23 protein-coding genes and 2 pseudogenes are annotated in these 22,692 nt (G+C 65.3%); 16 read left to right on the top strand and 9 right to left on the bottom strand.

Annotation, left to right across the window (positions count from 1 at the left end):
- Nucleotides 1-9: 9 nt before the first annotated feature.
- Nucleotides 10-2,358: a GNAT family N-acetyltransferase gene (locus ACLQ8T_RS04480; protein WP_413455817.1), complete on the top strand. Its 2,349-nt coding sequence runs from the start codon at nucleotides 10-12 to the stop codon at nucleotides 2,356-2,358.
- Nucleotides 2,359-2,560: 202 nt separating this feature from the next.
- Nucleotides 2,561-3,133, top strand: a complete 573-nt coding sequence (locus ACLQ8T_RS04475; protein ID WP_413455816.1) for an NADPH-dependent F420 reductase — start codon at nucleotides 2,561-2,563, stop codon at nucleotides 3,131-3,133.
- Between the two features lie 109 nt (nucleotides 3,134-3,242).
- Here the strand turns inward: ACLQ8T_RS04475 and ACLQ8T_RS04470 are convergent, their stop codons facing one another.
- Nucleotides 3,243-3,938, bottom strand: a complete 696-nt coding sequence (locus tag ACLQ8T_RS04470; RefSeq protein WP_239543219.1) for a maleylpyruvate isomerase family mycothiol-dependent enzyme — start codon at nucleotides 3,936-3,938, stop codon at nucleotides 3,243-3,245.
- Between the two features lie 162 nt (nucleotides 3,939-4,100).
- On the opposite strand from ACLQ8T_RS04470, the gene ACLQ8T_RS04465 reads away from it, so the two are divergent.
- From ACLQ8T_RS04465 to bioD, 9 genes are all read left to right on the top strand, one after another.
- Nucleotides 4,101-4,445 (top strand): PadR family transcriptional regulator, encoded by a 345-nt coding sequence (locus ACLQ8T_RS04465; RefSeq protein WP_038989731.1) that lies wholly within the window; start codon nucleotides 4,101-4,103, stop codon nucleotides 4,443-4,445.
- A 2-nt stretch (nucleotides 4,446-4,447) separates the two neighbouring features.
- Complete coding sequence (locus ACLQ8T_RS04460) at nucleotides 4,448-4,819, top strand: DUF1048 domain-containing protein (RefSeq protein ID WP_066139403.1); 372 nt, start codon at nucleotides 4,448-4,450, stop codon at nucleotides 4,817-4,819.
- 1 nt (nucleotide 4,820) lies between these two features.
- Nucleotides 4,821-5,612, top strand: coding sequence for an ABC transporter ATP-binding protein (locus ACLQ8T_RS04455; RefSeq protein WP_413455815.1), 792 nt, complete (start codon nucleotides 4,821-4,823; stop codon nucleotides 5,610-5,612).
- A complete protein-coding gene (locus ACLQ8T_RS04450; RefSeq protein WP_413455814.1) occupies nucleotides 5,609-6,370 on the top strand; it encodes an ABC transporter permease in 762 nt (253 codons plus the stop codon). Before ACLQ8T_RS04455 ends, ACLQ8T_RS04450 begins: the two co-directional genes overlap by 4 nt.
- A 152-nt stretch (nucleotides 6,371-6,522) precedes the next feature.
- Entirely contained in the window at nucleotides 6,523-7,761 is a 1,239-nt protein-coding gene (gene bioB, locus ACLQ8T_RS04445) for a biotin synthase BioB (protein ID WP_413455813.1), read from the top strand.
- Nucleotides 7,758-9,119, top strand: a complete 1,362-nt coding sequence (gene bioA / locus ACLQ8T_RS04440) for an adenosylmethionine--8-amino-7-oxononanoate transaminase (RefSeq protein ID WP_413455812.1) — start codon at nucleotides 7,758-7,760, stop codon at nucleotides 9,117-9,119. Before bioB ends, bioA begins: the two co-directional genes overlap by 4 nt.
- Complete coding sequence (locus tag ACLQ8T_RS04435; protein ID WP_413455811.1) at nucleotides 9,112-10,281, top strand: aminotransferase class I/II-fold pyridoxal phosphate-dependent enzyme; 1,170 nt, start codon at nucleotides 9,112-9,114, stop codon at nucleotides 10,279-10,281. The genes bioA and ACLQ8T_RS04435 overlap by 8 nt, the downstream gene beginning before the upstream one ends.
- Nucleotides 10,278-11,456: a cytochrome P450 gene (locus ACLQ8T_RS04430; RefSeq protein ID WP_413455810.1), complete on the top strand. Its 1,179-nt coding sequence runs from the start codon at nucleotides 10,278-10,280 to the stop codon at nucleotides 11,454-11,456. Before ACLQ8T_RS04435 ends, ACLQ8T_RS04430 begins: the two co-directional genes overlap by 4 nt.
- A complete protein-coding gene (bioD, locus tag ACLQ8T_RS04425; RefSeq protein WP_413455809.1) occupies nucleotides 11,453-12,169 on the top strand; it encodes a dethiobiotin synthase in 717 nt (238 codons plus the stop codon). Before ACLQ8T_RS04430 ends, bioD begins: the two co-directional genes overlap by 4 nt.
- On the opposite strand, the gene map is transcribed toward bioD, so the two are convergent.
- A complete protein-coding gene (gene map / locus ACLQ8T_RS04420; RefSeq protein WP_038989739.1) occupies nucleotides 12,166-12,939 on the bottom strand; it encodes a type I methionyl aminopeptidase in 774 nt (257 codons plus the stop codon). The two genes, bioD and map, sit on opposite strands and share 4 nt — an antisense overlap.
- Before the next feature lie 46 nt (nucleotides 12,940-12,985).
- On the opposite strand from map, the gene ACLQ8T_RS04415 reads away from it, so the two are divergent.
- The 3 genes and pseudogenes from ACLQ8T_RS04415 (at nucleotide 12,986) to ACLQ8T_RS04405 (ending at nucleotide 14,757) form a co-directional block, all read left to right on the top strand.
- Nucleotides 12,986-13,279, top strand: a complete 294-nt coding sequence (locus ACLQ8T_RS04415) for a helix-turn-helix domain-containing protein (RefSeq protein ID WP_413455808.1) — start codon at nucleotides 12,986-12,988, stop codon at nucleotides 13,277-13,279.
- Nucleotides 13,280-13,331: 52 nt separating this feature from the next.
- A pseudogene (locus ACLQ8T_RS04410) lies at nucleotides 13,332-13,580 on the top strand (LLM class flavin-dependent oxidoreductase); the annotation flags it as partial.
- A 205-nt stretch (nucleotides 13,581-13,785) separates the two neighbouring features.
- On the top strand, nucleotides 13,786-14,757 hold the full coding sequence (locus ACLQ8T_RS04405; RefSeq protein ID WP_211350532.1) for a phosphotransferase family protein: 972 nt from the start codon (nucleotides 13,786-13,788) through the stop codon (nucleotides 14,755-14,757).
- Between the two features lie 90 nt (nucleotides 14,758-14,847).
- Here the strand turns inward: ACLQ8T_RS04405 and ACLQ8T_RS04400 are convergent, their stop codons facing one another.
- From ACLQ8T_RS04400 to ACLQ8T_RS04370, 7 genes are all read right to left on the bottom strand, one after another.
- Nucleotides 14,848-15,360 (bottom strand): hypothetical protein, encoded by a 513-nt coding sequence (locus tag ACLQ8T_RS04400; RefSeq protein WP_141786424.1) that lies wholly within the window; start codon nucleotides 15,358-15,360, stop codon nucleotides 14,848-14,850.
- The gene (locus tag ACLQ8T_RS04395; RefSeq protein ID WP_413455807.1) at nucleotides 15,311-16,486 is read right to left on the bottom strand and encodes a relaxase/mobilization nuclease domain-containing protein; all 1,176 of its coding nucleotides are present in this window, start codon (nucleotides 16,484-16,486) and stop codon (nucleotides 15,311-15,313) included. The genes ACLQ8T_RS04400 and ACLQ8T_RS04395 overlap by 50 nt, the downstream gene beginning before the upstream one ends.
- 95 nt (nucleotides 16,487-16,581) lie before the next feature.
- Nucleotides 16,582-17,172, bottom strand: a complete 591-nt coding sequence (locus ACLQ8T_RS04390) for a hypothetical protein (RefSeq protein WP_413455806.1) — start codon at nucleotides 17,170-17,172, stop codon at nucleotides 16,582-16,584.
- A complete protein-coding gene (locus ACLQ8T_RS04385) occupies nucleotides 17,169-18,590 on the bottom strand; it encodes a Rep family protein (RefSeq protein ID WP_040004150.1) in 1,422 nt (473 codons plus the stop codon). Before ACLQ8T_RS04385 ends, ACLQ8T_RS04390 begins: the two co-directional genes overlap by 4 nt.
- Nucleotides 18,591-18,932: 342 nt before the next feature.
- The gene (locus ACLQ8T_RS04380; protein ID WP_006215448.1) at nucleotides 18,933-19,181 is read right to left on the bottom strand and encodes a hypothetical protein; all 249 of its coding nucleotides are present in this window, start codon (nucleotides 19,179-19,181) and stop codon (nucleotides 18,933-18,935) included.
- Nucleotides 19,181-19,393: a hypothetical protein gene (locus tag ACLQ8T_RS04375; protein WP_006215449.1), complete on the bottom strand. Its 213-nt coding sequence runs from the start codon at nucleotides 19,391-19,393 to the stop codon at nucleotides 19,181-19,183. The genes ACLQ8T_RS04380 and ACLQ8T_RS04375 overlap by 1 nt, the downstream gene beginning before the upstream one ends.
- Nucleotides 19,394-19,574: 181 nt before the next feature.
- Nucleotides 19,575-21,011 (bottom strand): recombinase family protein, encoded by a 1,437-nt coding sequence (locus ACLQ8T_RS04370; protein ID WP_413455805.1) that lies wholly within the window; start codon nucleotides 21,009-21,011, stop codon nucleotides 19,575-19,577.
- Between the two features lie 34 nt (nucleotides 21,012-21,045).
- Between ACLQ8T_RS04370 and ACLQ8T_RS04365 the strand changes: the two are divergent.
- Both ACLQ8T_RS04365 and ACLQ8T_RS04360 read left to right on the top strand, forming a co-directional pair.
- Nucleotides 21,046-21,828 (top strand): annotated as a pseudogene (locus tag ACLQ8T_RS04365) (LLM class flavin-dependent oxidoreductase); the annotation flags it as partial.
- Between the two features lie 355 nt (nucleotides 21,829-22,183).
- Entirely contained in the window at nucleotides 22,184-22,621 is a 438-nt protein-coding gene (locus ACLQ8T_RS04360; protein WP_204721137.1) for a 6,7-dimethyl-8-ribityllumazine synthase, read from the top strand.
- The last annotated feature ends 71 nt before the right edge of the window (nucleotides 22,622-22,692 follow it).

The raw sequence follows: 22,692 nt of genomic DNA, 5'->3' as shown, positions 1-22,692 counted from the left end.
GATTTACCGATGACCAGCTACACCTTCCGCCCCGTTTCACTGCCCGACGATTCGGCGCTGCTTCATTCGTGGATTTCCACCGAACACGCCTCGTTCTGGGGCATGCCCAATGCGACCGAAAAGGAGATCGAAGCGGAATACCGCACCTTGCTCTCTACCCCCGGATACGAAGTGCTCCTCGGCATCGACGCTTCAGGAGACGAGAAATTCCTGGTCGAGCTCTACGACCCAGCCGCATCCCCACTGGCCGACGCGTACAACTATGTACGTGGCGATCGCGGATTGCATTTCCTGGCGCCGGCGGCAGCGAACCCCCAGCCCGGGTTCACGCTGGAGGCGCTGGCCGCAGCCATGGTCCAGGCATTCGCCCTGCCTGGAACTGAACGAATCATCGTGGAGCCAGATGTGCGCAACAAAGCCATCCATGCGCTGAATGCTCGCGTCGGCTTCCGACCGGTACGGCCAGTGGAGCTTTCCGAGGCAGACGGCTCGATCAAGCAGGCTCTGCTGTCCATTTGCACCCGCCAGGATTTCGAGAGCGCAACCGGCCGCCGCTTGGAATCCTCGTTCCTCTCCCCCGTGCGTTGGGACATCGCGAATCGCCATGTCTTGGCCAAGGCCTTGGGCGAATTTTCGCATGAGCGCCTGCTGGAACCTGCCGAGCATGGCGACAGCCGATATTCAGTCCAGAAGGACGCGCACCGCTACAGCTTCAGCGCCCAGCGCTACCAGCTGAACCACTGGATAGTTTCACCGCAGTCTGTGGAACACCACGTTTACGTTGACGGCAGCTGGCTGGCGGCAGACGCGGATGCCATCGAATTCATCACGCTCTTCGCCGAGGAACTCACGCTCTCCCCAGCGCAGCTTCCCACCTATCTGGAGGAGCTCTCCTCCACGTTGAGCAGCCACTGCTACAAGCAGGTCCATGCAACCCATGATTCAGCGCAGCTGGCCGAATTCAATGGCAGCGCCGCACAATCATTCCAGCTCATCGAATCCTCGATGACCGAGGGGCACCCGTGCTTCGTTGCCAACAATGGACGCATGGGCATCGGACGCACCGACTACCTGAAGTACGCCCCCGAAACCGGGGCCGCGCTGCACCTTGGCTGGGCGGCAGCCCACAAGTCCAGGGCGCAATTCGATGCCATCGATTCGCTGGATTACGAAGGCCTGCTGGCTAGCGAGCTGGATCCAGCCGAACGCCAGCGACTGGACGAGGCCTTGGAGGCCGCCCTGTTCGGTACCGGCTATGCATCCGAAGACTACCTGTTCATTCCGGTACATCCCTGGCAGTGGGAGAACCGCCTGTCGATCACATTCGCCAACGACATTGCCCGCAAGCAATTGATCTGGCTCGGCAGCGGCGCCGACGAATACCAGGCGCAGCAGTCGATCCGCACCTTCTTCAACCTGTCCAACCCGCACCGCCACTACGTCAAGACGGCAATGTCGATCTTGAACATGGGCTTCATGCGCGGCTTGAGTGCCGAGTACATGAAGGTGACTCCGGCCATCAACCAGTGGTTGGGCGAGCTGTTTGCAAAGGATCCGGTGCTATCGACCCAGCCGGTCGCCCTGCTGCGGGAAATCGCGGCCGTCGGCTACCGCAACCCGCAGTTCGAAGCGGTCACGGCCACGAGCGATCCGCAGCGCAAGATGCTTGCCGCGCTGTGGCGCGAGTCCCCGATCAGCTTGCTCGGCCCGGAAGAGAAGTTGGCCACGATGGCCAGCTTGCTGCACGTCGATGCATCCGGCCGATCCTTTGCTGGCGCCCTCGTCCGCCGCAGCGGACTGGCTCCGGCCGAGTGGCTGAGCCGCTATCTGGATGCCTACCTGATTCCGCTGGTGCATTGCCTGGCAGCCTATGATCTGGTGTTCATGCCGCATGGCGAGAACGTAATCATGGTGCTGGAAAACGGTGTCGTGAAGAAGGTACTGCTCAAGGATTTGGGCGAAGAGATTGCGGTGCTGTCGGATCGGGTGGAACTGCCGGAGGAGATCCGCCGGGTGCGTACCGGAGGGGACCCGGTCTTGTCAGTCTTCACGGATGTCTTCGATTCGTTCTTCCGCTTCCTCGCCCCGCTGCTGGATGCCGAAGGCCTACTGTCCGAAGCAGAATTCTGGAAGACCGTGGTGGATCGTCTGCTTGATTACCGTGGGCAGCACCCGCAGTTCGCTGGCCGCTTTGACGAGCTGGGGCTCTTTGCACAGAGTTTCCCGCTCTCTTGCCTGAACCGCTTGCAGTTGCGCAACAACCAGCAGATGCTCGACCTGGCCGACCAATCCGGCGGCCTGCTCTATGCAGGGGATCTGGAGAACCCGTTGGCCACCGTGGCCGCCCCGGTGTCCTGACCTTTACTTTCCCCAGTGCCGTCGTGCCCAGATCGGGCGCGGCGGCACTGCAGTTCAATGGCCTAGTCAACGCCGCAATCCACAGTACTGGAAGCAGTGCGGCGGCTATTGGTGAAATTTTCTTGGGAAAATTACTTGACGCTTCAATCAAATGGGCCTAGTATTTAGTTAAAGCTTCAACAAACAATTTCAAGGAGTCATCATGGTCAACGTCAGCATCATCGGCAAGGGCAACATGGGCCAGGCTATCTCGTCAGTCTTCAGCAAGGCAGGGGCCACCATCCAGCTGCTCGGCTCCGGCGATTCGGCCACCGCCGCCTTCGGCGACATCATTGTTCTTGCCGTCCCATACCCGGCCATCGAAGGCATCATCGCCGAGCGCGGCGAACAGCTGGAGGGCAAGATCATCGTGGACATCACCAACCCGCTGAACTTCGAGACCTTCGATTCCCTGACTGTCCCGGCAGACAGCTCGGCCACCGCAGAAATCAGCAAGGCCCTGCCTTCATCGCGAGTCGTCAAAGCCTTCAACACCAACTTCGCCTCCACCATCGTTGAAGGCAAGGTCGGAACCACCCCGACCACCGTGCTGATCGCCGGTGATGACGAGGATGCCAAGTCCCAGCTGGCCGATTTGGTCACGGCCGGCGGCCTGCACGCCATCGACGCTGGCACCACCAAGCGCGCCCGCGAGCTGGAAGGCATCGGCTTCATGCAGATCTCCCTGGCAGCCGGCGAGAAGATCGCTTGGACCGGAGGCTTCGGGGTCAACTAATCCCGCCAACCCCTCATGCGCACCATGCCCCGGCGGTGGACAATGTCCACCGCCGGGGCATTGCCGTGCATCAAGCTGCCCGCACTCCCCACCGCTGGCTGGCAGTTGCCTATGTCCGCGCTTGCGCTGCGATCCTGCGGTCGAGTTCTTCAACCCCTGCGCCTTCAAGCCGCGGGAGCACCTGTTTCCTGCCGGCCATGGCGAGGAGAAGATCGAGCAATCCGCCGCGAACCTCGGGTCCCGCCCCGCTGCTGAAATCATCATCGGCTGCCGATATCCGCAACCCCTTGACCAGGGTGCTGCTGTTGACCGCGAAATCTCTGGAGGCGAAGAATTCTGCCACAACGCGCAGCACCTGGGGATCCGGGAACAGCGGCAGATCCAGCGCCTTGGCGATATCTTGCCCATGCACCACCACTTCACCCAGCAAACCGGTCACCGAGTTCAGCGGGGCAATGCATTTGGCCGCGGAACGGTTGAAGCTCTCCAGTGTTTCCCGGGGACTGGCCCCAAGCTGCTTGCGCAGCAGCCGTTCATTGTGCCGGCCGGTATTGAATCCGGAACGGGCCATGCTCGCCAGCCAGTGGACGGTGGTAGTGGATCCGGCCGCCGCCAGATGCGCTGCAACGTCACGCACCTGCCAGTTCTCGCACAGCGACGGGGCAGTCCACTGCTCAGGCGCCAAGCCGCCCAGCATTTCTGCCAGCTTCGCACGCTCGGCATCAACCAGCCCCCAGTGCCATTTCGCATCTTTCATGGTGGCCCTTCCCATCGGGTCCAGTTCCGGATCAGCTTCAAGGAGCATACCGGATTGGGTGCCTCGTTATCTTGCCGCTGGTCATCCCCCACTTCTCTGGATCCCCGAAGAAAGTCCCTGAAATCCTCCGGTACTAAGTGTTGCTAAATACCGCTACCTAGTTCTACTATCTAGTTGTACTCAATGGCGCTAAGTAGAGAGGGGTGCAGCATGGCCTCGCAGATGACTGAGATGCTCAAAGGCACCTTGGAGGGGATCGTCTTGGCGATCCTGGCCGAACGCCCGGCCTACGGATACGAGATCACCACGGAACTGCGCGAACGCGGCTTCACCGATCTGGCCGAGGGGACCATCTACGCACTGCTGGTGCGCATCGAGCAAAAGGGCCTGGTTTCGGTGGAGAAAGTCCCCTCCGAAAAAGGACCTCCACGCAAGGTCTTCACCCTCAACCCCCGAGGCAGGCAGCAGCTCGACGATTTCTGGAGCACCTGGAACCTGCTCGTTTCCCGCATCGACAGCCTCCCCCACCCAACCACTCCGAAGAAAGGGCACTGATCATGGTCGCCAAATGGATTGAAACCTTCACTGGATCACTGGAACAGAAAAAGCAGTACAAGCAGAGCCTGGCGCGCCTCAAGGAGCTGCCGCAGCCCTATGCGAAGGCCGCTGCGGGATTGCAGCGCTACCTGATGAACCAGAGCGGAATTACCGACGCCGAGACGATGATCTCGATGTACTCGGATTTGGCAGACCTCTTCGAAGGGGCGGCCGCCAACGGCACCTCGCTGCGCGAACTGCTGGGCGAAGATCCGGCGGAGTTCGCCGACGACTTCGCCCAGGCCTACGGCGGCAAGCGCTGGACCGACAAGGAGCGCGCCCGTCTGGCACAGGCCATTTCCGAAGCGGAAAACGAGACGAAGGAGCAATGACATGAACACCGCACTGGCCCCCGAACCGGCCATCGAGGTCATCGGCTTGGCCAAGTCGTTCAAGAAGCTGCCCGTGCTGCGCTCACTGGACTTCGCCGTGCAGCCTGGCAGCACCTTCGCCTTGCTCGGCTCCAATGGCGCCGGCAAGACGACACTCGTGCGGATCCTGGCCACCCTGCTGCCCGCCGATGCGGGCACTGCCCGGATCTGCGGAACGGCAACCTGCGAGAATCCCGCCCAGGTCCGCAGGTCCCTGGGCCTGACCGGCCAGTTCGCCGCCGTGGATGAGGTCTTGACCGGACGCGAGAACCTGCTGCTGGTCGCCCGGCTGCTGCGGCTGCCCGATCCGCCAGTGATCGCCAGCGGACTGCTGGAGCGATTCAGCCTCTCGGACGCGGCCGACCGCCCCGCCGGCACCTACTCCGGCGGGATGCGCCGGCGCCTGGATATCGCCATGGGCGTGGCCGGCGACCCGCCAGTGCTCCTGCTCGACGAGCCGACCACGGGACTGGATCCCCAATCGCGCCGGGAGGCCTGGCGGCTGATCCGCGGCTTGGCCGAGTCCGGAACCGCAATCCTGCTCACCACGCAGTATTTGGATGAAGCGGAACACCTGGCCGATCACATCGCCATCCTCCACGAGGGCACCATCATCCAGCAGGGCACGCTGGCCGAGCTGCAGGCCCAGCTGCCGCCGGCCACCACCGAGCTGGTCACCAAGCGGCCGAGCCTCGAGGAGATCTTCCTGGAACTGACCGGCAGCAACCAGCGAACCGAAGGGAGCCAGCCATGAGCATCGCAGCACTGCGTGAAACCCGGATCCTCACGGGCCGCTCGATGCGCCACGTGATGCGCAGCCCCGACACGATCATCACCACCGCAATCACCCCGGTAGCCATGATGTTGCTGTTCACCTATGTCTTCGGCGGTGCCCTCGGCACTGGCGCCCCCGGTCCGTACATCAACTACTTGCTGCCGGGCATCCTGGTCATCACCATCGCCTCCGGGGTCGCATACACCTCCTACCGGCTGTTCCTGGATCTGCGCGATGGGCTGGTGCAGCGCCTGTGCGCCATGCCGATCTCCCGTTCCAGCGTGCTCTGGAGCCATGTGGCCACCTCGCTGGCGGCCAATTTGCTCTCGCTGGTGCTGGGGGTGGCCGTGGCCATGGGCTTCCGCTCCTCGGCCTCCGTTGCCTCGTGGATCGCGGTGCTTGGGCTGCTGTGTCTGGTGACCCTGTGCCTGACCTGGATCGCCGTGCTGGCCGGATTGAGCGCGAAATCGGTGGATGGTGCCAGCGCCTTCAGCTACCCGCTGATCTTCCTGCCCTTCATTTCCTCGGCGTTCGTTCCCACCGCGGCCATGCCCGGCCCGGTGGCCTGGTTCGCGCAGCACCAGCCGATCACGGCGATAGCCGATTCCCTGCGCGCCTTGCTATCGCAGGACCCCGTGGGCTCCGAGCTGTGGGCAGCACTGGTGTGGCTGGCGGGCATCACGCTCCTGGCTTGGGCGCTGGCCGCGCGGATCTACCGAGGCAAGACCACCAGCTGAGCAGCAGATGCCGCGTGCGGAGCAGTGCAAGCCCCTAACTTGAACATTGTTCAAGTTAGGGGCTTTTCGTGCTACATTAAGGCCAGCAATTGAACACCGTTCAGGACTGGCTGATTCTTGGCAGGCAGTCGCCCAACCACGCTAAGGACCCCATGAGCATCTCCACGCATCGCATCGGCACCGCAGATTTCACTGAGCTGGCCGTCCGCATCGCCGACGGCCACCAGCTCACCGAGGCAGAAGCCCTCGGCCTGCTGGCAACGCCGGACGGAGACACGACGCGGCTGGTCAACGCGGCCGGGTTGCTGCGGCGCAAGCATTTCGGCAACACAGTGAAGGTCAACTACCTGGTCAACCTGAAGTCCGGCCTGTGCCCCGAGGACTGCACGTATTGCTCGCAGCGTTTGGGCTCCAAAGCTGAAATCCTGAAGTACACCTGGCTCAAACCCGAAGAAGCGGTGCACCAGGCCGGCCTGGGCATCGCCGGCGGCGCCTCGCGGGTCTGCATGGTGGCCTCCGGAAAGGGGCCCACGGACCGCGATGTCGACCGGGTTGCCACGATGATCGGCGCGCTGAAGGAAGACCATCCCGAGGTGGAGGTCTGCGCCTGCCTGGGCATCCTGAAGCAGGGGCAGGCCCAGCGGCTCAAGGAGGCCGGTGCCGATGCCTACAACCACAATCTGAATACTGCCGAATCTCTCTACCCGGAAATCTGCAGCACGCACAGCTTTGACGAGCGCGTCTCCACCGTCCAGCAGTCCCAGGCCGCCGGTCTCTCCCCCTGCTCGGGGCTCATCGTCGGCCTGGGCGAAACCCCAGAGCAGCTCGTCGAGGCGATCTTCGCACTGCGCGCGCTGGATGCCGATTCCATTCCGGTGAACTTCCTGATGCCATTCGATGGCACCCCGCTGGAAGGGACCTGGAACCTGACACCGCTGGCCTGCCTGCGGATCTTGGCCGTGGTGCGCATGGCCTGCCCGGACAAGGAATTGCGGATGGCCGGCGGTCGCGAGATGCACCTGCGCTCCTTGCAGGCCACCGCGCTGGAAGTGGCCAATTCGCTGTTCCTCGGCGACTACCTGACCAGCGAAGGCCAGGATGCGAAAGCCGACCTGGCAATGATTGCCGACGCCGGGTTCGTGGTGCTCGGGCAACAGGGCAAGGACCCGATGCAGCTGGCCGCGGAACTGAGCGAAGCCGCCGGCCATGCTGCCCGCCAGCCATCGGATGCCGGCAATGCCGGATCCTCTGGCTGCGCAGGTTCCTGCTGCTCCGCTGCTGATTCTTCGCCCTGCGGCAGTTCTGCCCCCGGTTGCGGCAGCGGCAACGGAAGCGCCGAACCGGTGCTGCGCCGCCGCGGCGCCGGAACCGCGCAGAGCCCTAACGCATGATCACCACCAGAACGACGCTGCTGGAGAGGGATGCCGGGCTGCTCTGGCACCCCTATGCTTCCCTGGATGCCGGCGCGCACTATGCGGTGCTCGAGGCGCACGGCGCCCAGCTGGTCCTGGAAGATGCCGCAGGCACCCGGCGAGAGGTCATCGACGGGATGTCCTCATGGTGGTCGACGGTGCACGGCTATCGCCACCCGGCTCTGGATGCCGCGGCCCGCGGCCAGCTGGAGCGCTTCAGCCACGTGATGTTCGGCGGCCTGACCCACCAGCCGGCCATCGAACTGGCCGAACGCCTGGTCGCGCTGGCCCCGGAGAGCTTGCGCCACGTGTTCCTAGCCGACTCCGGGTCGATCAGCGTCGAAGTCGCGCTGAAGCTCGCCCTGCAATACCAGGAGGCCAAGGGCCACACCGGACGCCACCGCTTTGCCGCGCTGCGCGGCGGCTACCACGGGGACACCTTCGCCACCATGGGCATCTGCGATCCGGTGGACGGCATGCATGCCGCGTTCGCCCCGCGCTCCTCCGGCGAGCTGTTCCTGCCCAAGCCTCCGGCGGCGCGCCGCGACGCCGCCGGCGGCTGGGAATATTCAGCCGCTGAATTGGCGCAATGGGAACAGGAAGCGCACGAGCTGATCGCGGCCCACGCCACCACGCTGGCCGGGATCGTCTTCGAGCCGGTGCTGCAGGGAGCCGGCGGGATGCACATCTATCCCCCCGCGGTGCTGCGCATCCTGCGCGAGCTGGCAGACCGCCACGGACTGGTGCTGATCGCCGACGAAATCGCCACCGGCTTCGGGCGCACCGGGCAGCTGTTCGCGGTGCAGCATGCCGGCATCGAACCGGACATCATGTGCGTGGGCAAGGTGCTGACCGGCGGGTATCTGACCCTGGCGGCGATGCTGTGCTCTTCGCGGATCGCTTCGGCCCTGTCCGGCAGCGGGGGCTCGGCGGGCGCGGCATTGCTGCACGGTCCGACGTTCATGGGCAACCCGTTGGCCTGCGCGGTGGCTTGCGCTTCGCTGGATCTGCTCGCCGGGGAACCGGGCACCTCGGCAGAGCGCGCTCCGTGGCGGCAGCAGCTCACCACCTTGGAATCCGGGTTGCGCACCCATTTGGCACCGGCCGCTGATCTGGCCTCGGTGCAGGAAGTGCGGGTGCTGGGCGGGGTGGGGGCCATCGCGCTCGCCTCCCCCGTCCAGGTGGCCGCGGTGACCGAAGCAGCCGTCCAGCGCGGGGTCTGGGTCCGCCCCTTCCGGAACCTGGTCTACGTGATGCCGCCGTATATCAGCACCCCCGAACAGCTCGCGGAACTGGGCCGCGGCGTGGTGGGCGCCGTGGAGCAGGTCCATGGCTGAGCCGGGTTGGGACTCCTGGCTGGCCACGCGCGCCACGGTGCGCCAGCGGCGGGGGCTGCAACGCAAGGACTCGTCCGCGGCGGGGCTCTTCGACTTGTCTTCCAACGACTATCTGGGGTTGTCCGGGCACCGCGATATCCGGCAGGCCGCCGCTCAGGCCGCCCTGGATTACGGCGCCGGAGCTTCGGCCAGCCGGGTGGCCGCCGGAACCCTGCCGGTGCATCGCGAGCTGGAAGCCGGGCTCTGCGACTACGCCCAGCGCCAAGCCGCCCTGGTGTTCTCCAGCGGCTACACCGCCAACCTCGGGGTGCTCGCCGCCCTCGGCGGGCCGGGGAGCCTGTTCATCCTCGACGCGCATGCCCACGCCAGCCTGATCGATGGCGCCCGGCTTTCGGGTGCCGAGGTCGCCACCGCAGCGCATAACGACCTGGCTGATTTCACCCGCCTGCTGGAAGCCAACTGCAGCGCCCAGCGCCCCAAGCCCCGCGTCCTGCTGGTGGTCGAATCCGTCTATTCGGTATTCGGCGACGCCGCACCGCTGCCTGAGCTGGCGGCCCTGTGCGCCGAGTTCGGCGCTTTGCTGCTGGTGGACGAAGCGCATTCGCTGGCTGCCACCGGCCAAGGCTCCGCAGTGCTGGCCGCCGGACTGGCTGGCCACGGACGGGTAGTGTCCACGGCGACCTTGTCCAAGGCCCTGGGGTCGCAGGGCGGCGCGGTGCTCATGGGCGGGCCTGGCGCGGCGGCACTGCGCGATCATATGGTCAACACTGCCCGCACCTTCATCTTCGATACCGCGCTATCCCCTGCCGCGGCAGCCGGAGCGCTGGCGGCCTTGCGCTTGGCCGGGCCGCAACGCCGTGGCGCACTGGCGGAGAATGCACTGCTGATCCGCGACCAGCTGCAAGCCCACCCGGCCCTGGCCGGCCGCGTGGAAGCCGGAGCCGGAGCCGTGCTCTCGGTGAAGATGCCCAGTGCCGGCGCCGCAACCCGCACGGCCGAAACGCTGGCCGTCCAGGGCATCTCGGTAGCCTGCTTCCGACCGCCCAGCGTGCCCGATGGCATATCCCGCATCCGGCTCACCGCCCATGCCCACCACGGGCACCCGGAATTATCTGCAGCTATCCACGCGGTAGCCCGCGCCATCATCCAGGAGGATTCATGAGCTGCCCTTTCGCAGCGACGGCGAGCGCCTTGGATCTGGCACCGCTCGCCGGGCCGCTGTCCGAGGCCTACCCGGACGTTGTCAACGCGCGCTACCGGAGCATCGAGGATCCGAACACCGTCCGCGCCATCCTGGCGCGGCCCGATGAGTTCTCGCCGGCCAATGCCCTGTCCACTGCGGTGGAGCCGGAACCTGCGGCGCTGCGGGTCCTTGCCCGGGCGCGCTTCGCGCTTCCCGAGGTGCTGGCCAGCGCTTCGGGCCCAGCGCATCTGGAAGTGCGCAGGATTGTCGCTGGATTCTTCAGCCCCGCCAAGGTCCGTGCCCAGCGCGAGCCGATCCTCGACCGAGTGCGCGGGATCTGCGCGGACCTCGAACCCAGGCTGCGCAACGGGGAATCGGCGGATCTGGCCACCGAATTGGCAGCCGTGATCCCGGTGGAAGCCATGGCCCGGCTCACCGGGGTGCCAGTGCCCGACGTGGGGACGCTCAAGGCCTGGAGCCGGGACTCGCTGGAGCTGTTCTGGGGTTGGCCCGATGCGCAGCGGCAGCTGGTGCTTGCCCGCAGCGCGGCACAATACTTCGGCTGGCTGGATGCATCGGTGCACCAAGCAGTGCAACGCGACGATGGGAATCTCTACGCCGCGTTGCACCGGGCCGGGGTATCCGAACCCCAGATCCGCTCGCTGGCTTATTTCCTGGGCATCGCCGGACAGGAAACCACTTCGATGCTCATCCAGACCGCATTGTATTCGGCATTGCATGACCATCGCTGGGAAGCCCTGGCCCAGGCGGGCACGGAAGAGGCCGCGGCCCAGGGGCTGGTGCGCGAGGTGCTGGCCCGGGCCTCCTCGGTGCCGACCTGGCGGCGTATTGCCCTCAAGGACACACGGATCGGGGACCTGGAATTCGCCACCGGGGAGCAGCTGGTGCTGCGCTTGGCCGGTGGCGAGCTCGGCGCCGCCGGCGATGATTCACTGGCTTTCGGCTACGGGATCCACCGGTGCCTGGGCGCTTCCCTGGCCAGGATGGAAACCGAGCTGGTGCTCTCCGAAACCGCACGCTGCCTGCCGCTGGCCGTCGCCGATGGGCCGCCCGTGCCCTTCGGCCATCTGCTGTCATTCCAGGCGCCACCCGCAGTGCCCATCACCTACCCTGCAGAGAGGATGCTGGAATGATCCATGCAATGACCGGAACCGATACCGAGGTCGGAAAGACCGTAGCCACCGCGGTGCTGGCCTCCCGCTCACTGTCCCACGGGCACAGCGTCGCCATCTACAAGCCGACGCAGACCGGTCTGGGCAAGTCAGAACCCGGGGACGCCCAGGATGTGGCACGCTGGCTGGGCAATCCCGGCCAGCTCTCGGCCTTCGAAGGGGTGCGCCTGCGCCACCCGATGGCACCGGTGGATGCAGCGCTGTGCGCTGGGCTGGATCCGGCTGCTGTGCTGCCCACCTTGGCCCAGCACGTGCAGCAGGTCGGCGAGCTCGCTGCCACGCATGATGTGGTGATCATCGAGGGGGCCGGCGGCTTGCTTGTGGAGCTGACAGCGGCCGGGGAAACCATCGCCGATCTGGCGCAGACCGTGGGGGCCAGCCTCGTCGTGGCCGCCCGCCCGGATCTGGGAACGCTGAACCATACGGCATTGACCCTGGAGGCCTGCGGTACCCGCGGTTTCACCCGGGGCACGTTGCTGCTGGGCAGCTATCCGGAACACCCCGAGCCGCTGCATCAACGAAATCTGGCGAATCTGCGGAACATGGCCGCCGGCCATGGCTGGGATTTTGCCGGGGCGCTGCCAGCTGGCCTGGTCCGCGATCCTAGCCGGTGCCGCGCCGCCCTGCATGAAGCGGCCGCGACACTGGCCTGGCCTTGCCCTGGACCCTGCTAGTTCTTTGGCAGGGTGAGGATCTCGGCTCCGGTATCCGTGATCGCGATGGTGTGCTCGGTATGCGCGGTGCGGCAGCCGGTGGAGCTGCGCAGAGTCCATCCATCCTTATCAGTGACCAGCTTGCTGGTGTCTTCCATGATCCAGGGTTCAAGCGCGAGCAGCAGGCCCGGGCGCAGCGTGTAGCCACGGCCTGCACGGCCGTCATTGGACACGTGCGGGTCCTGGTGCATCGTGCTGCCGATGCCGTGGCCGCCGAATTCCAGATTCACCGGATAACCTTCGGCGGTGAGCACCGAGCCAATAGCGAAGGAAATATCGCCAATCTTGGCTCCCGGAACCGCAGCTGCGATACCTGCGGCCAAGGCGCGCTGGGTTACCTCGATCATCTTGAGATCTTCTGCCCGCTGCTTCTCTCCCACAATGAAGCTGATGGCCGCGTCCGAAGCGATGCCGCGCAGCTTCACCGCCAAATCCAAGGTCAGCAGGTCGCCGTCGGCGAGCGCATAGTCGTACGGCAAGCCATGCAGCACCGCGTCGTTGACACCGGTGCAGATGTAGTGGCCGAAGGGACCATTGCCGAAGGCGGGGGCGTAATCGACATAGCAGGATTCCGCGCCGGCTTCCTCGATCAGTTCCTTGGTCCAAGTGTCGATTTCCAGGAGGTTGGTGCCGACCTTGACCCGGTTCTTGAGCGTTTGCAGGATGGTGCCAACAAGGCGTCCGGTGTCCCGGGCGCGGTCCAGTTCGCTGGGGGTGAGTATCTCAATCATTCCAATTATTATACCGGTCAAACTTTACCGGTACTATAATTTTTCCATGGTCAGATTGCCGCTTACTCCCCGCGAAATCGAGCAGGGAAAGAACCTTGGTGCACTGCTTCGGCGGGCGCGCGGGGAACGCACCATCCTCGATATCGCGCTCGAGGCCGGGCTTTCCCCTGAAACATTGCGGAAAATCGAGACCGGACGCGTAGCCACTCCCGCGTTCTCAACCATCGCCGCCATTGCAGCAGTGCTGGACCTTTCCCTGGACAGCATCTGGTCCAGCATGAACGACGCGGAGCCGGATAGGGCCTCAGGGCTTTCGGATAGGCGGCTGCTGCGCCGCTAGCCGTGCTGGTCCGCCGCGGAATAACGGGATGCGGCCGCTTATTGCCCCAAGCATGAAGAACATCGGCTTTTTGTCCTTCGGCCACTGGACCGACCATCCGCAATCCGGCACCCGCTCAGCATCCGACGCACTGCTGCAGGCCATCGACCTGGCAGTCGCAGCCGAGGAGCTCGGCGCGGACGGCGCCTACTTCCGCGTGCACCACTTCGCGCAGCGATACGCTTCCCCGTTCCCGCTGCTCGCCGCCATCGGCGCACGGACCAGCCGCATTGAGATCGGCACCGGCGTGATCGACATGCGCTAGCGCATATCTCTGCTGTAACACCGGCTATCGGACTGGCTTCGCATCCTTCTCCACCTGTAACGACAACATCAGCTTCGGTAATCGCTCGGGGTCAGCATCGTACGTAGGTGCACCCTCATTGAGAGGTCGTCGACTTGGGGGGCAGGTTCCGCTCACCGCGTTCAGTGCCAGCAGAACCCTACGTCCTGGACTCTGATTTGAGATGATGGATGGCATGGATGATGGAGACTCTGGTGCCCCGCTGGAAGTGATGGATCGACTCATCGCGGCTTCAGGCTTGCCTGCTCCTGTCTCAGTCCAAACGATTGACAGCGACGGCAATGGGCTAGACAACAGGCTGATGAGGGCCGAATTGACCGATGGCCGCATGGTAGTCATGCGGCAGAGCCGAGTGGCTACCACGTCACCGCGTCGGCGAGTCGACTTCCTGCGCGCCAACGGCATCAACACACCGAAGCTCTTTGCATCTGATGACGCTGGAGCCGCACTTTGGGAGTACATCTCCGGTCAAACACTGGCCGATTCAGTCGCGAACGGTACAGCGGACCGCACGGCATGGCGAAGGACCGGTGCTGCCCTGGCCGAATTGCACGCCGTCACATTTCCCGCCTCACTTGAGGGAACAATCGATGCAGATTCTTTGAGCCTACGAACTACCGATCCGGTCGAGAGTTTGCTCGACAACCTCGCTGCTAGCGGTCCATGGGTCGAGAAGCATCGTCCGCGACTGCGCGGTGCTCTCGAACACGTGAGGTGCTTTATCGCTGACCGGGCGACTCAGATCCGTACCGCCCGACCGAGCGTGCTTCATGGCGACGTCAACCTGCTGAACATCGTCGTCAACGAAGACGAAGCGCGGCTGATCGACTGGGATTTCCCACGTGTTGGCCAGCCCCTGGCCGAACTCTCCGCACTTGATGAGCACGCTTACCTCCACGGACTCGACGGTCTCCCTTCTTCGTTCTTCGAGGGGTACGACCGCCCCGTGCCTCGTGACCTGCTCCTGGCCTACCGAATCGTCGGATGCATCGGATGGCTCGCCAGTGGTGACTGGGAGGAGTGGGACCGTGCTCCAGAGCTCCCAGACGCGGCTCGGTCGCGCTTGGACAAGTGGCACCAGCGTCTACTCGACTGGTCGATTGGAATACCCGAGGTAATCACTACGCTCCGGTGATCAAGACTAGCCATCTGAATGACATAGGCCCAGGTCGAGCCACTCGACCTCGCCTTCTTGGCTCACGCTGCACAGCAGGAGAAGCGCCAGTCACCCGCGCCCCCGCCAGGTCTCTACGAGGCCGGCGACCCAGCGGGCGGACGCGAAGAGCCCGTAGCCGGCCCCGGCGATGCCCACGGCTACCACGAGCCAGCGCCCGATGCCGAGCCACACGCTCCCGTCAACGTCCAGCGCCCACTGCGTGCCTGTGATGAGCCCGGCGATGCCCATCCAGAGCCCGGCGACGACCACGGCGACCGGCAGGAGGGCGAGGCACATCGCGGCGGCGGCACTCCAGAGCTGACGCGCTTCGAGCTTCGCTGTGGCGGCGATGATCCGCTCGGCCCAGGCGTTCGAGGCGTCGAGCTTCGCCGTGACGACCTGTCCTGCCTCCCCGGCGACCTGCTCGACGGCCTTCGCGACCCGATCCTCGGTCCGTTTCTCGATGCGCTGCACCGCGCCGCCGACCTGGCCCACAAGCTTCTGGTTCGCAGCCGCCTGCGCCTTGAGCCCGTCAATCGCCGAGGCCGTAGCCGCGTGATTCTTCTGCGCTTCGGCGATCAAACTCTGCGAGGCGGCGCTCAGCCGCTTCCCGTCGAGACTCTTCACGAACTCGCTGAGCGTGCTCTCGATCTCGCTCAGCCTGCTCTCGACGCTCTCGATCTGCGGAGGCATGCCGACGGACTGCTGCGAGGTCGACGCCCGGTCGATGCGCTTCGCCAGCTCCTCGTCCATGACCTTCACGAAGCCCGCCAGCTTCTTCTGCTGCTCGGTCAGCCGGTCGATCCTCGCGTTCTGCGCCTCGACGGCGGCGAGGATCGAGGTCAAGGTCTCCATCATGTCCGGACTGCCAAGCTGCTGCGGCGATCCGCTCTGCTCGTTCTGCTGCTTCAGCCTGTCGAGCGCTGCGCTCATGTTCCTGCTCCTTCTGCTGCTGGTGGTAGTCGAAGAACGCCTGCGCGCCCTCCGGCGTGAAATCTGCCGAGAGTGCGCTCGTGCGCTTGCGGCGCTCGGCGCGCCCGGACTCGCCCCTGCGGTCCTCGATGTAGAGCGTCCAGGTCTCCTTGCCGACGTTCTTCCCGCGCTTGCTCACGGCGGTGTGCAGCCGCATCCGCGGCACCCGGTCGCCGTCATCGCCGAGCTGCTGGTTCTGCTCCGCGATCACCGCTTCGAGACCGGCCTTGTCCGTCGCGCGGGGATCCGCCAGGGCGGCACTCATCCGGTCGCCCATCTCGCGGTCGAGGCCGCCCTCAGCGAAGTCCTCGCGGCGCAGCTCCCAGTCCTTCGGCGCGTGCTCCAGCCGCTTCACGACCGAGAGCCCGTGCTCGCGCATCAGCTCGTCGTTGGAAGACTGGACGCCCTTCTGGTTCCCGGCCTTGCGGTCGTGGAACGTGCGGTAGTCCGAAAGGGCTTTACCCGTCTCGTTGTCGTGGTTGATGACCAGGACATGGTTGTGGGCCTTGCCGCCGCGGCCATCGGTATGGGTGACCACGAGGCAGTCGGAGCGCGGGTGCATCTTCTTCGCGAGCTGGTAGCCCAGATCGTTCACCCGTTGCACGTCCTCCGGGGTCTTCGGGTCGAACTCGTCATCGCTGAACGACTGGCGGTAGTGCAGTGCTTCGACATGCCGCTTGGTGTTCTGCGTGAGCGCCTGAGCACGGCGGGCGAACGCGCCGGGGCCTCCCGGCACGTCGCACGTGATAGCGACCCCGCGCTTGTCCTCCCTGCCTCGGATGTAGCGCTCCGTGTCGGCGGCGCTGGCGCTCGGGCTGTAGTGCGTGGTGCTCATGAGGCCGTCCGATCCCCGAGCAGCTCGCGGGCCTCGCGCAGCAGCTCGACCAGCTCGGGCACCTCCGCGGAGAGCGTCACCGGCTCACCGGCCCGCGCGCGGCGGTCCAGGTCGTTGACGTTGATCGCCAGCGGGCGCACCTGGGCGGCCAGCTCGCGGGCGTCCGCTGAGGCCTGCACGCGCGTCTCGACCCCGAGCAGGTGCGCCGCCACGGCGGCGTCCAACTCCTCCGAGCGGGAGGCGTGGAGGGCATCGCGTACGACGGTCCGTACCCACGTGCTCGGAGCCAGCCCGAGCCGCTTCGCACGAGTGCGAAGCGCCGCGAGCGTCTCCTCCCCGAAGTCGGTATCGAGCTTCGCGCGGCCCCCACGACGACGCTTCGCGCCGCCGTGACTCTGACGCACAGCCTCCGCATCAGCCCGACCGGTGTTCACCTGGGAGTCGGTCTGCTGCTCCACCTGTACGCCAGAGTGGCAAGCAGTAGGCCTGTCGGACACATCGCTGACGCTCGTGTCCTCCAGCCCTGCTTGCGAGGGGCCTCCGGCCCCCTCGACCCCCTGGAAGAGCGAATGCTGATCGGTGCTCATGCGGCACCTTCGATCAGCGCCAGCGGCACGTCCGGACTTCGCACCGCGAGCCCGCTGAGCAGCTCCGCGACCGCACCGTCCGCGTCGTGTTCCGCCGAGGTCTCCGGACCGTACGTCAGTTCCCGCGACCCGGCGTTCTGGTGGTACGCGTTGCCGTACATGCCGGGCGTGTGCGCGGCGGTCGGGATGCTGCACTGGTGCCACTCGTAGGGCTCGATCTTCCCGATGTGCTGCACGAGGTAGCGGTTGATGTCGTCGGCGCGGTAGACCTTCACGACCGACGCCAGGCGGCGGATGAACTGGTCCAGCGCCTCGTCCACGTTGCCCTTCTGGCGGGCGTAGTAGAAGAACTCGACCGGCTCGATCGTCGCCGTAATCACGATGAGGCGCGGAGCCACCTCGCCCTTGTTCTTGTACCGAGCCTTCGCAGGCGAGGCGTTATACGGATCGAGCAGCAGCAGCCAATCGTTCGCGTCCATCGCCGAGGCCCGCAGATCGTCCAGCAGCAGCACCTCCTCGCCCCGCCAGTCATCCAATGGGTTCCCCGTCGCGGCACGGTAGACCTGCCACCGCTCGCCATGTGCATTGGCCGCGCTAATCGCCTCGGTGATGAAATCCGTTGCGAACCGAGTCTTGCCGATCCCGGCATCCCCGTGGACGAACACCACGTGCGTCGAGAAGGCACCGGCGCGCAGCTTCGCGGCCGCCCGGTACGCGCGGCGCTGGCCGTAGGCCGACAGCGCGTCGTCGATCTCCCGCTGATGCCGCGAGTAGATGTCGAACAGTTCGTCCGTGAGCATGATCTGATCCCGCGTGATTTCGCCCTGCAGCACCCGCTCCCGCATGTCCTCGAAGTTCTCCGCGACGACCTTCTTCTTCACGTGGGCGCGCCCCTTGAGCCAGGTCTCCCGGCGCTGGGCGTCGATCCCGAGGTAGTCCGGCCCGCGCACCGTGGCGACCTCCGACGGCGCGTACTGATGCTTGTCCGCATACTTCACGTGAGTCAGGTACGACAGCATGTTGTCGAAGGCGTACCGACCGCGGCCCGGCTTCTCGACGTACTGGGGCTCGACGCCGATGCCGAACGCGAGCCGATCCAGCGGCGCGCTCTTCGCACGGCTGGCGAACTTGATGACCGCGTGCAGGTGATCGGGCTTCGGCTCGACCACCAGAGCCTTCTCCGTGTCGCTCCAGACCTCGCGCTCATCCTTGTCGTGCACGATTCCGTAGGCCTCGATGACCTCGCAGCCGATGGCCTCGAGCCGCTGCGCGACGTAGGCGAGGATCGCCCCGGCTCCCTGCTCGAGCAGCGCGGCCCCGTTCGGGTCCTCGGCAGCCCAGGTCCAGTACGACGGATCGAGGTACTGCGTGAGCCCGATGCTCGTCGGGTTGTTCTCCTGCTTAGCCACGGCGACCACCCCCGTCGCAGGCGGCGTGGAGGGCCGCAGAGGGGGTGCGGCGCCTAAATGACCCCGTATTGACCCCCAAATGAGACCTCAAATGAACCCGCGAGGCGACGCGACGCAGCGAAGACGGAATCGGCTTCTGACCAGGCGCGTTGTTGCAAGGCGCGGCAATCGACAAGCCCTTGCCGCGCCCGTAGGAACGAATGAGGCCCCCGAAACTCTTGGAGTGCGAAGCACGGCTGCGGACCGTCATCACGGCGATGGGCAGCCCGCCTTCGGCGGGTGCCAGGCCAGGCCCTCCGGGCGGGGTCAGGTCGGCGGGTGCGGTGCTGAGGTTGCGTGCGTCGGCGTGCATCAGCGACCACCGCCCCGGCCGTAGCGCTTGATGACAGCCTGATGCGTGACGCCGAGGGCGTCGCCGATCCTGGCCCAGGTCACCCCGTCGGCGCGGGCGTCGGCGACGGCGATCTCGACGGCCTCCTCCAGCACGGAGCGGAGCACGCCGAGGTCGTAGAGCTGGGCCTCGCCATCGGCGAGGGACGGGTCGCCCTGTCGCCAGCGGAAGCTGGTCAGGTGATCGAAGGCGGCGGAGTTCGCGCTCATCAGCGACCACCGCCCATCACGGCGGCGACGGCGGCGCGCTGTCGCGGCGTCAGCGGAGTGAGTGCCAGGCGCTCACCGGCTCGGCGACCGGCGGCGCGGGCGGCGGCGATGACGGGATCGAGCCCATCAGCATGCGGAACGGGAGACGAGTCCTGATCGAGAGCAGGGCAGTCAAGCGCGGATGCGCGGGGAACGTCGATAACGACAGACATCGGAAGTCCTCAGATATGAGTATCTTCCGGTTCCCCGCCACGGTAGTTGGGCTGTTTGACCGGCTACTCATCCGGGAGCAGAACCCCGCGCTTCTAAGTCGCGGCCCCGGTGGGATCTTCTTGTCTGCAACCACTCTCCCACGAGTCGACTCACCATTGCAATGACGAGTTGACTCATGAGTCAGTCGCGACGCGGCTCTATGCGAATGAGGTCGGGGTCGAACTTCACGTGACCGGGCGCGATGGGCTCGATGGTCACAGTCACCAGCTCGTCCACGAGCATCCGGCGGCGGTCTATGTCCAACGCCTTCCACTTCGACTCGACAACCTCGCGACGCTCCGCGGTGCCGACCGCCTCCTCCACGTCTGCCAGCAGCTTCGCCGCCACGGATACCGAGCGGTCGAGCAGCTCCGCGTCGATCTCGTCGATGCGGACCTTCACGTCGTTGATCGCCGCGGTGATCTCCAGGACCGGCTGATGGATGTCGCGCAGCAGCGGGCTCAGCTCCTTTACGCGCTCGACCAGGGCGTTCCGCTCGGTCAGCAGCTCCTCGCGGTCCGGCCCGTCGTCCTCCTGCGGCATCACGAGGTCGTGCACGTCCACCGACGACAGGCGGGTGAGCACTGCCTCGGTGACCATCGCATCGACGGGCTCGCGTTGGCGGGTGAGGTGGAACTGCTCGCCGCAGCGATACGTCGGCTGCTTGCGGCTGTTCGTCCCCGAGACGAGCGTCGCACCGCACTTCCCGCACAGCCCGATCGTCGACAGGAGGTATTTCGGCTGGTTGCCCTGCCTGGCCGACCTCCGCACGTTGTCCTCCAGCTTCGCCACCGCGGTCCGCCACGTCTGCTCGCTGACGATGGGCGGGAACGCCTCGCCCCGCACCGGGTACAGCTCGCCGGATGCGTAGTGCTTGATGTAGCCACAGTAAAGCGGGTTCGCGAGCAGGTAGCGCACGGCATCGACGGAGAATTCCGAGCCGCGGGCGGTGAGGTGACCAGCGCTGTTCAGGTCCTCGCGGATGCGCCGGATCGACAGCGACGGCTCGCCGAGGAACGCGTCGAAGGCCCGCCGAACCGCGTCGGCCTCTTCCTCGATCAGCTCACCCTCCCTCGACCATCCGAACGCCTTCCAGGCGGACGTGGGGATGCCCTCGGCACGTCGGCGCTCGTTCGACCTGATCTGTCGCTCGGCCTTGCGACGCGCCTCGAACCGGGCGAGAGCGGCGAGCATCGTCGCCCGGAACTCGCCGTCCGCCGTCGAGAGATCGATCTCGCCGTCCACGGTGACGACGCGCAGACCGAGGTCGATCAGCGTGTTCAGGTCCTTCGTGCTGCGCAGGAGCCGGTCCATGTCCACGGCGACCACCATCGAGAACCGGCCCGCGCGGGCGTCGTCCAGCATCTCGGCCCACCGGGTGCCAGCGCGGCGCTTCTTCGTCGCCGACACCGCGTTGTCCTCGTAGACCTCGACGACGTTCCAGTCCTTGGCCTCGGCCAGCGCCCTGATCTTCCTCAGTTGGGTATCGACCGTCCAGCGGTCGCCCTTGCGGTCCATGGAAGCGCGGACGTAGGCCGCCACCTCGTTCGTCTTCCTCAGTGCTACCAGTTCGACCATGCAACCAGCTTACGTGAACGAGTGTTGCAATCGCGACATGCGCTACGAGAACCCGTTGTACATGGCCGAGGATGCAGGTTCAGCTGACCTGATTTCCAATCGCCGGCTGCAGCTGGGCATCAGCCGCGGCTCGCCCGAGCAGGTTATCGACGGTTGGCGGCATTTCGGCTTCGAGCCCCGCGAAGGCGAATCGGATGCCGACATGGGCCGCCGCCACGCCGAGCGGCTGCTCGAAGTGCTCTCCGGCGAGGGCTTCGCCGAACCCAGTCCCAAGCCGATGTTCCCCAACCCTCCCGGCTTGCTGCGCATCGAACCGCACTCCAGCACCTTGCGCGAGCGCATCTGGTGGGGTTCGGGCTCCAATGCCACCGCAGTATGGGCGGCGAAGCTGGGAATGAAACTGCAAAGCTCCACGCTGAAGGACGATGAATCCGGCAAGCCTTTCCACGTCCAGCAGGCCGAGCGGATCGCGCTCTACCGCCAGGCCTGGAAAGATGCCGGCCATGCCCGCGAGCCACGGGTATCGGTCAGCCGCAGCATCTTCGCGCTGACCGACGAGCGCGACTGGCAGTACTTCGGCCGCGACCGCTACAGCTCCGACCGGGTGGGCAACATCGATGCGAAGACCCGTGCGGTCTTCGGCAAGTCCTACGCCGGCGAACCCGATGAGCTGGCCAAGAAGCTGGCCGAGGACGAAGCGATCGCCGCAGCCGACACGCTGCTGCTGACCGTTCCGAACCAGTTGGGCGTCGATTACAACGCGCACGTCATCGAATCGGTGCTCAAGCATGTTGCTCCGCAATTAGGTTGGCGGTAGCACAACGAAGGATGGTGCGCCTGGATTGACCGTGCCATCATAGCCACATCATGATCAGCCCGTTGCCGCAAGGCGCGGGCTGGTTCTCTGTGTGCAGGAGAGCCAGATGGCAGAGCATTCGAAGCACCGGCTGGAACGTATCAAGGTTTGCCGCGACAGTTCCAAACCAGCCGGGCGTCGATTACAACGCACATGTCATCGAATCGGTGCTCAAGCACGTGGGCCCGCAACTGGGTTGGCACTGAAGCGGGGGAATAGTTACGCCGACTCCTTCCCCAGTTATTTCATTGAGATCTGCAGCACTAGGGTGGATCAAAAGAACAAGAAGATTTCACGCAGATCCAGGGAGTAACTCATGAGCAAGCCATTGAACATCGCCTTCATCAAGGCCAGTTGGCACGCGGATATCGTTGACCAGGCGCTTGCCGGGTTCAAGGCCGAGATGAAAGCTTCCGGGCAGGAATGCTCCATCAACGTCGTTGCCGTACCCGGTGCCTACGAAATGCCGCTTCAGGCCATGCGCCTGGCGAAGACCGGGAAGTACGATGCAGTGGTGGCCGCGGCCCTGGTGGTTGACGGCGGCATCTACCGCCACGACTTCGTGGCCCAGGCTGTGGTCGACGGGCTGATGCGCGTGCAGCTGGACACCGACGTGCCGACCTTTTCGGTCAGCCTGACCCCGCACCACTTCCACTCGAACGATGAGCACCAGGCCTTCTATTTCGAGCATTTCCTGAAGAAGGGTGCAGAAGCTGCCCGCGCAGTGCGGGCAGTGGCAGCTATCGAACTCTAGCGAATTCGCGAAAACAGGAGTTCCGCCTTGGCCAAGATTTCACTGGCCAAGGTGGCACACCTGCGTTGTTT

It is taken from the genome of Glutamicibacter sp. FR1, assembly GCF_047300825.1.
GTDB lineage: Bacteria > Actinomycetota > Actinomycetes > Actinomycetales > Micrococcaceae > Glutamicibacter > Glutamicibacter nicotianae.
This window is presented reverse-complemented; position numbering and strand designations above follow the sequence as displayed.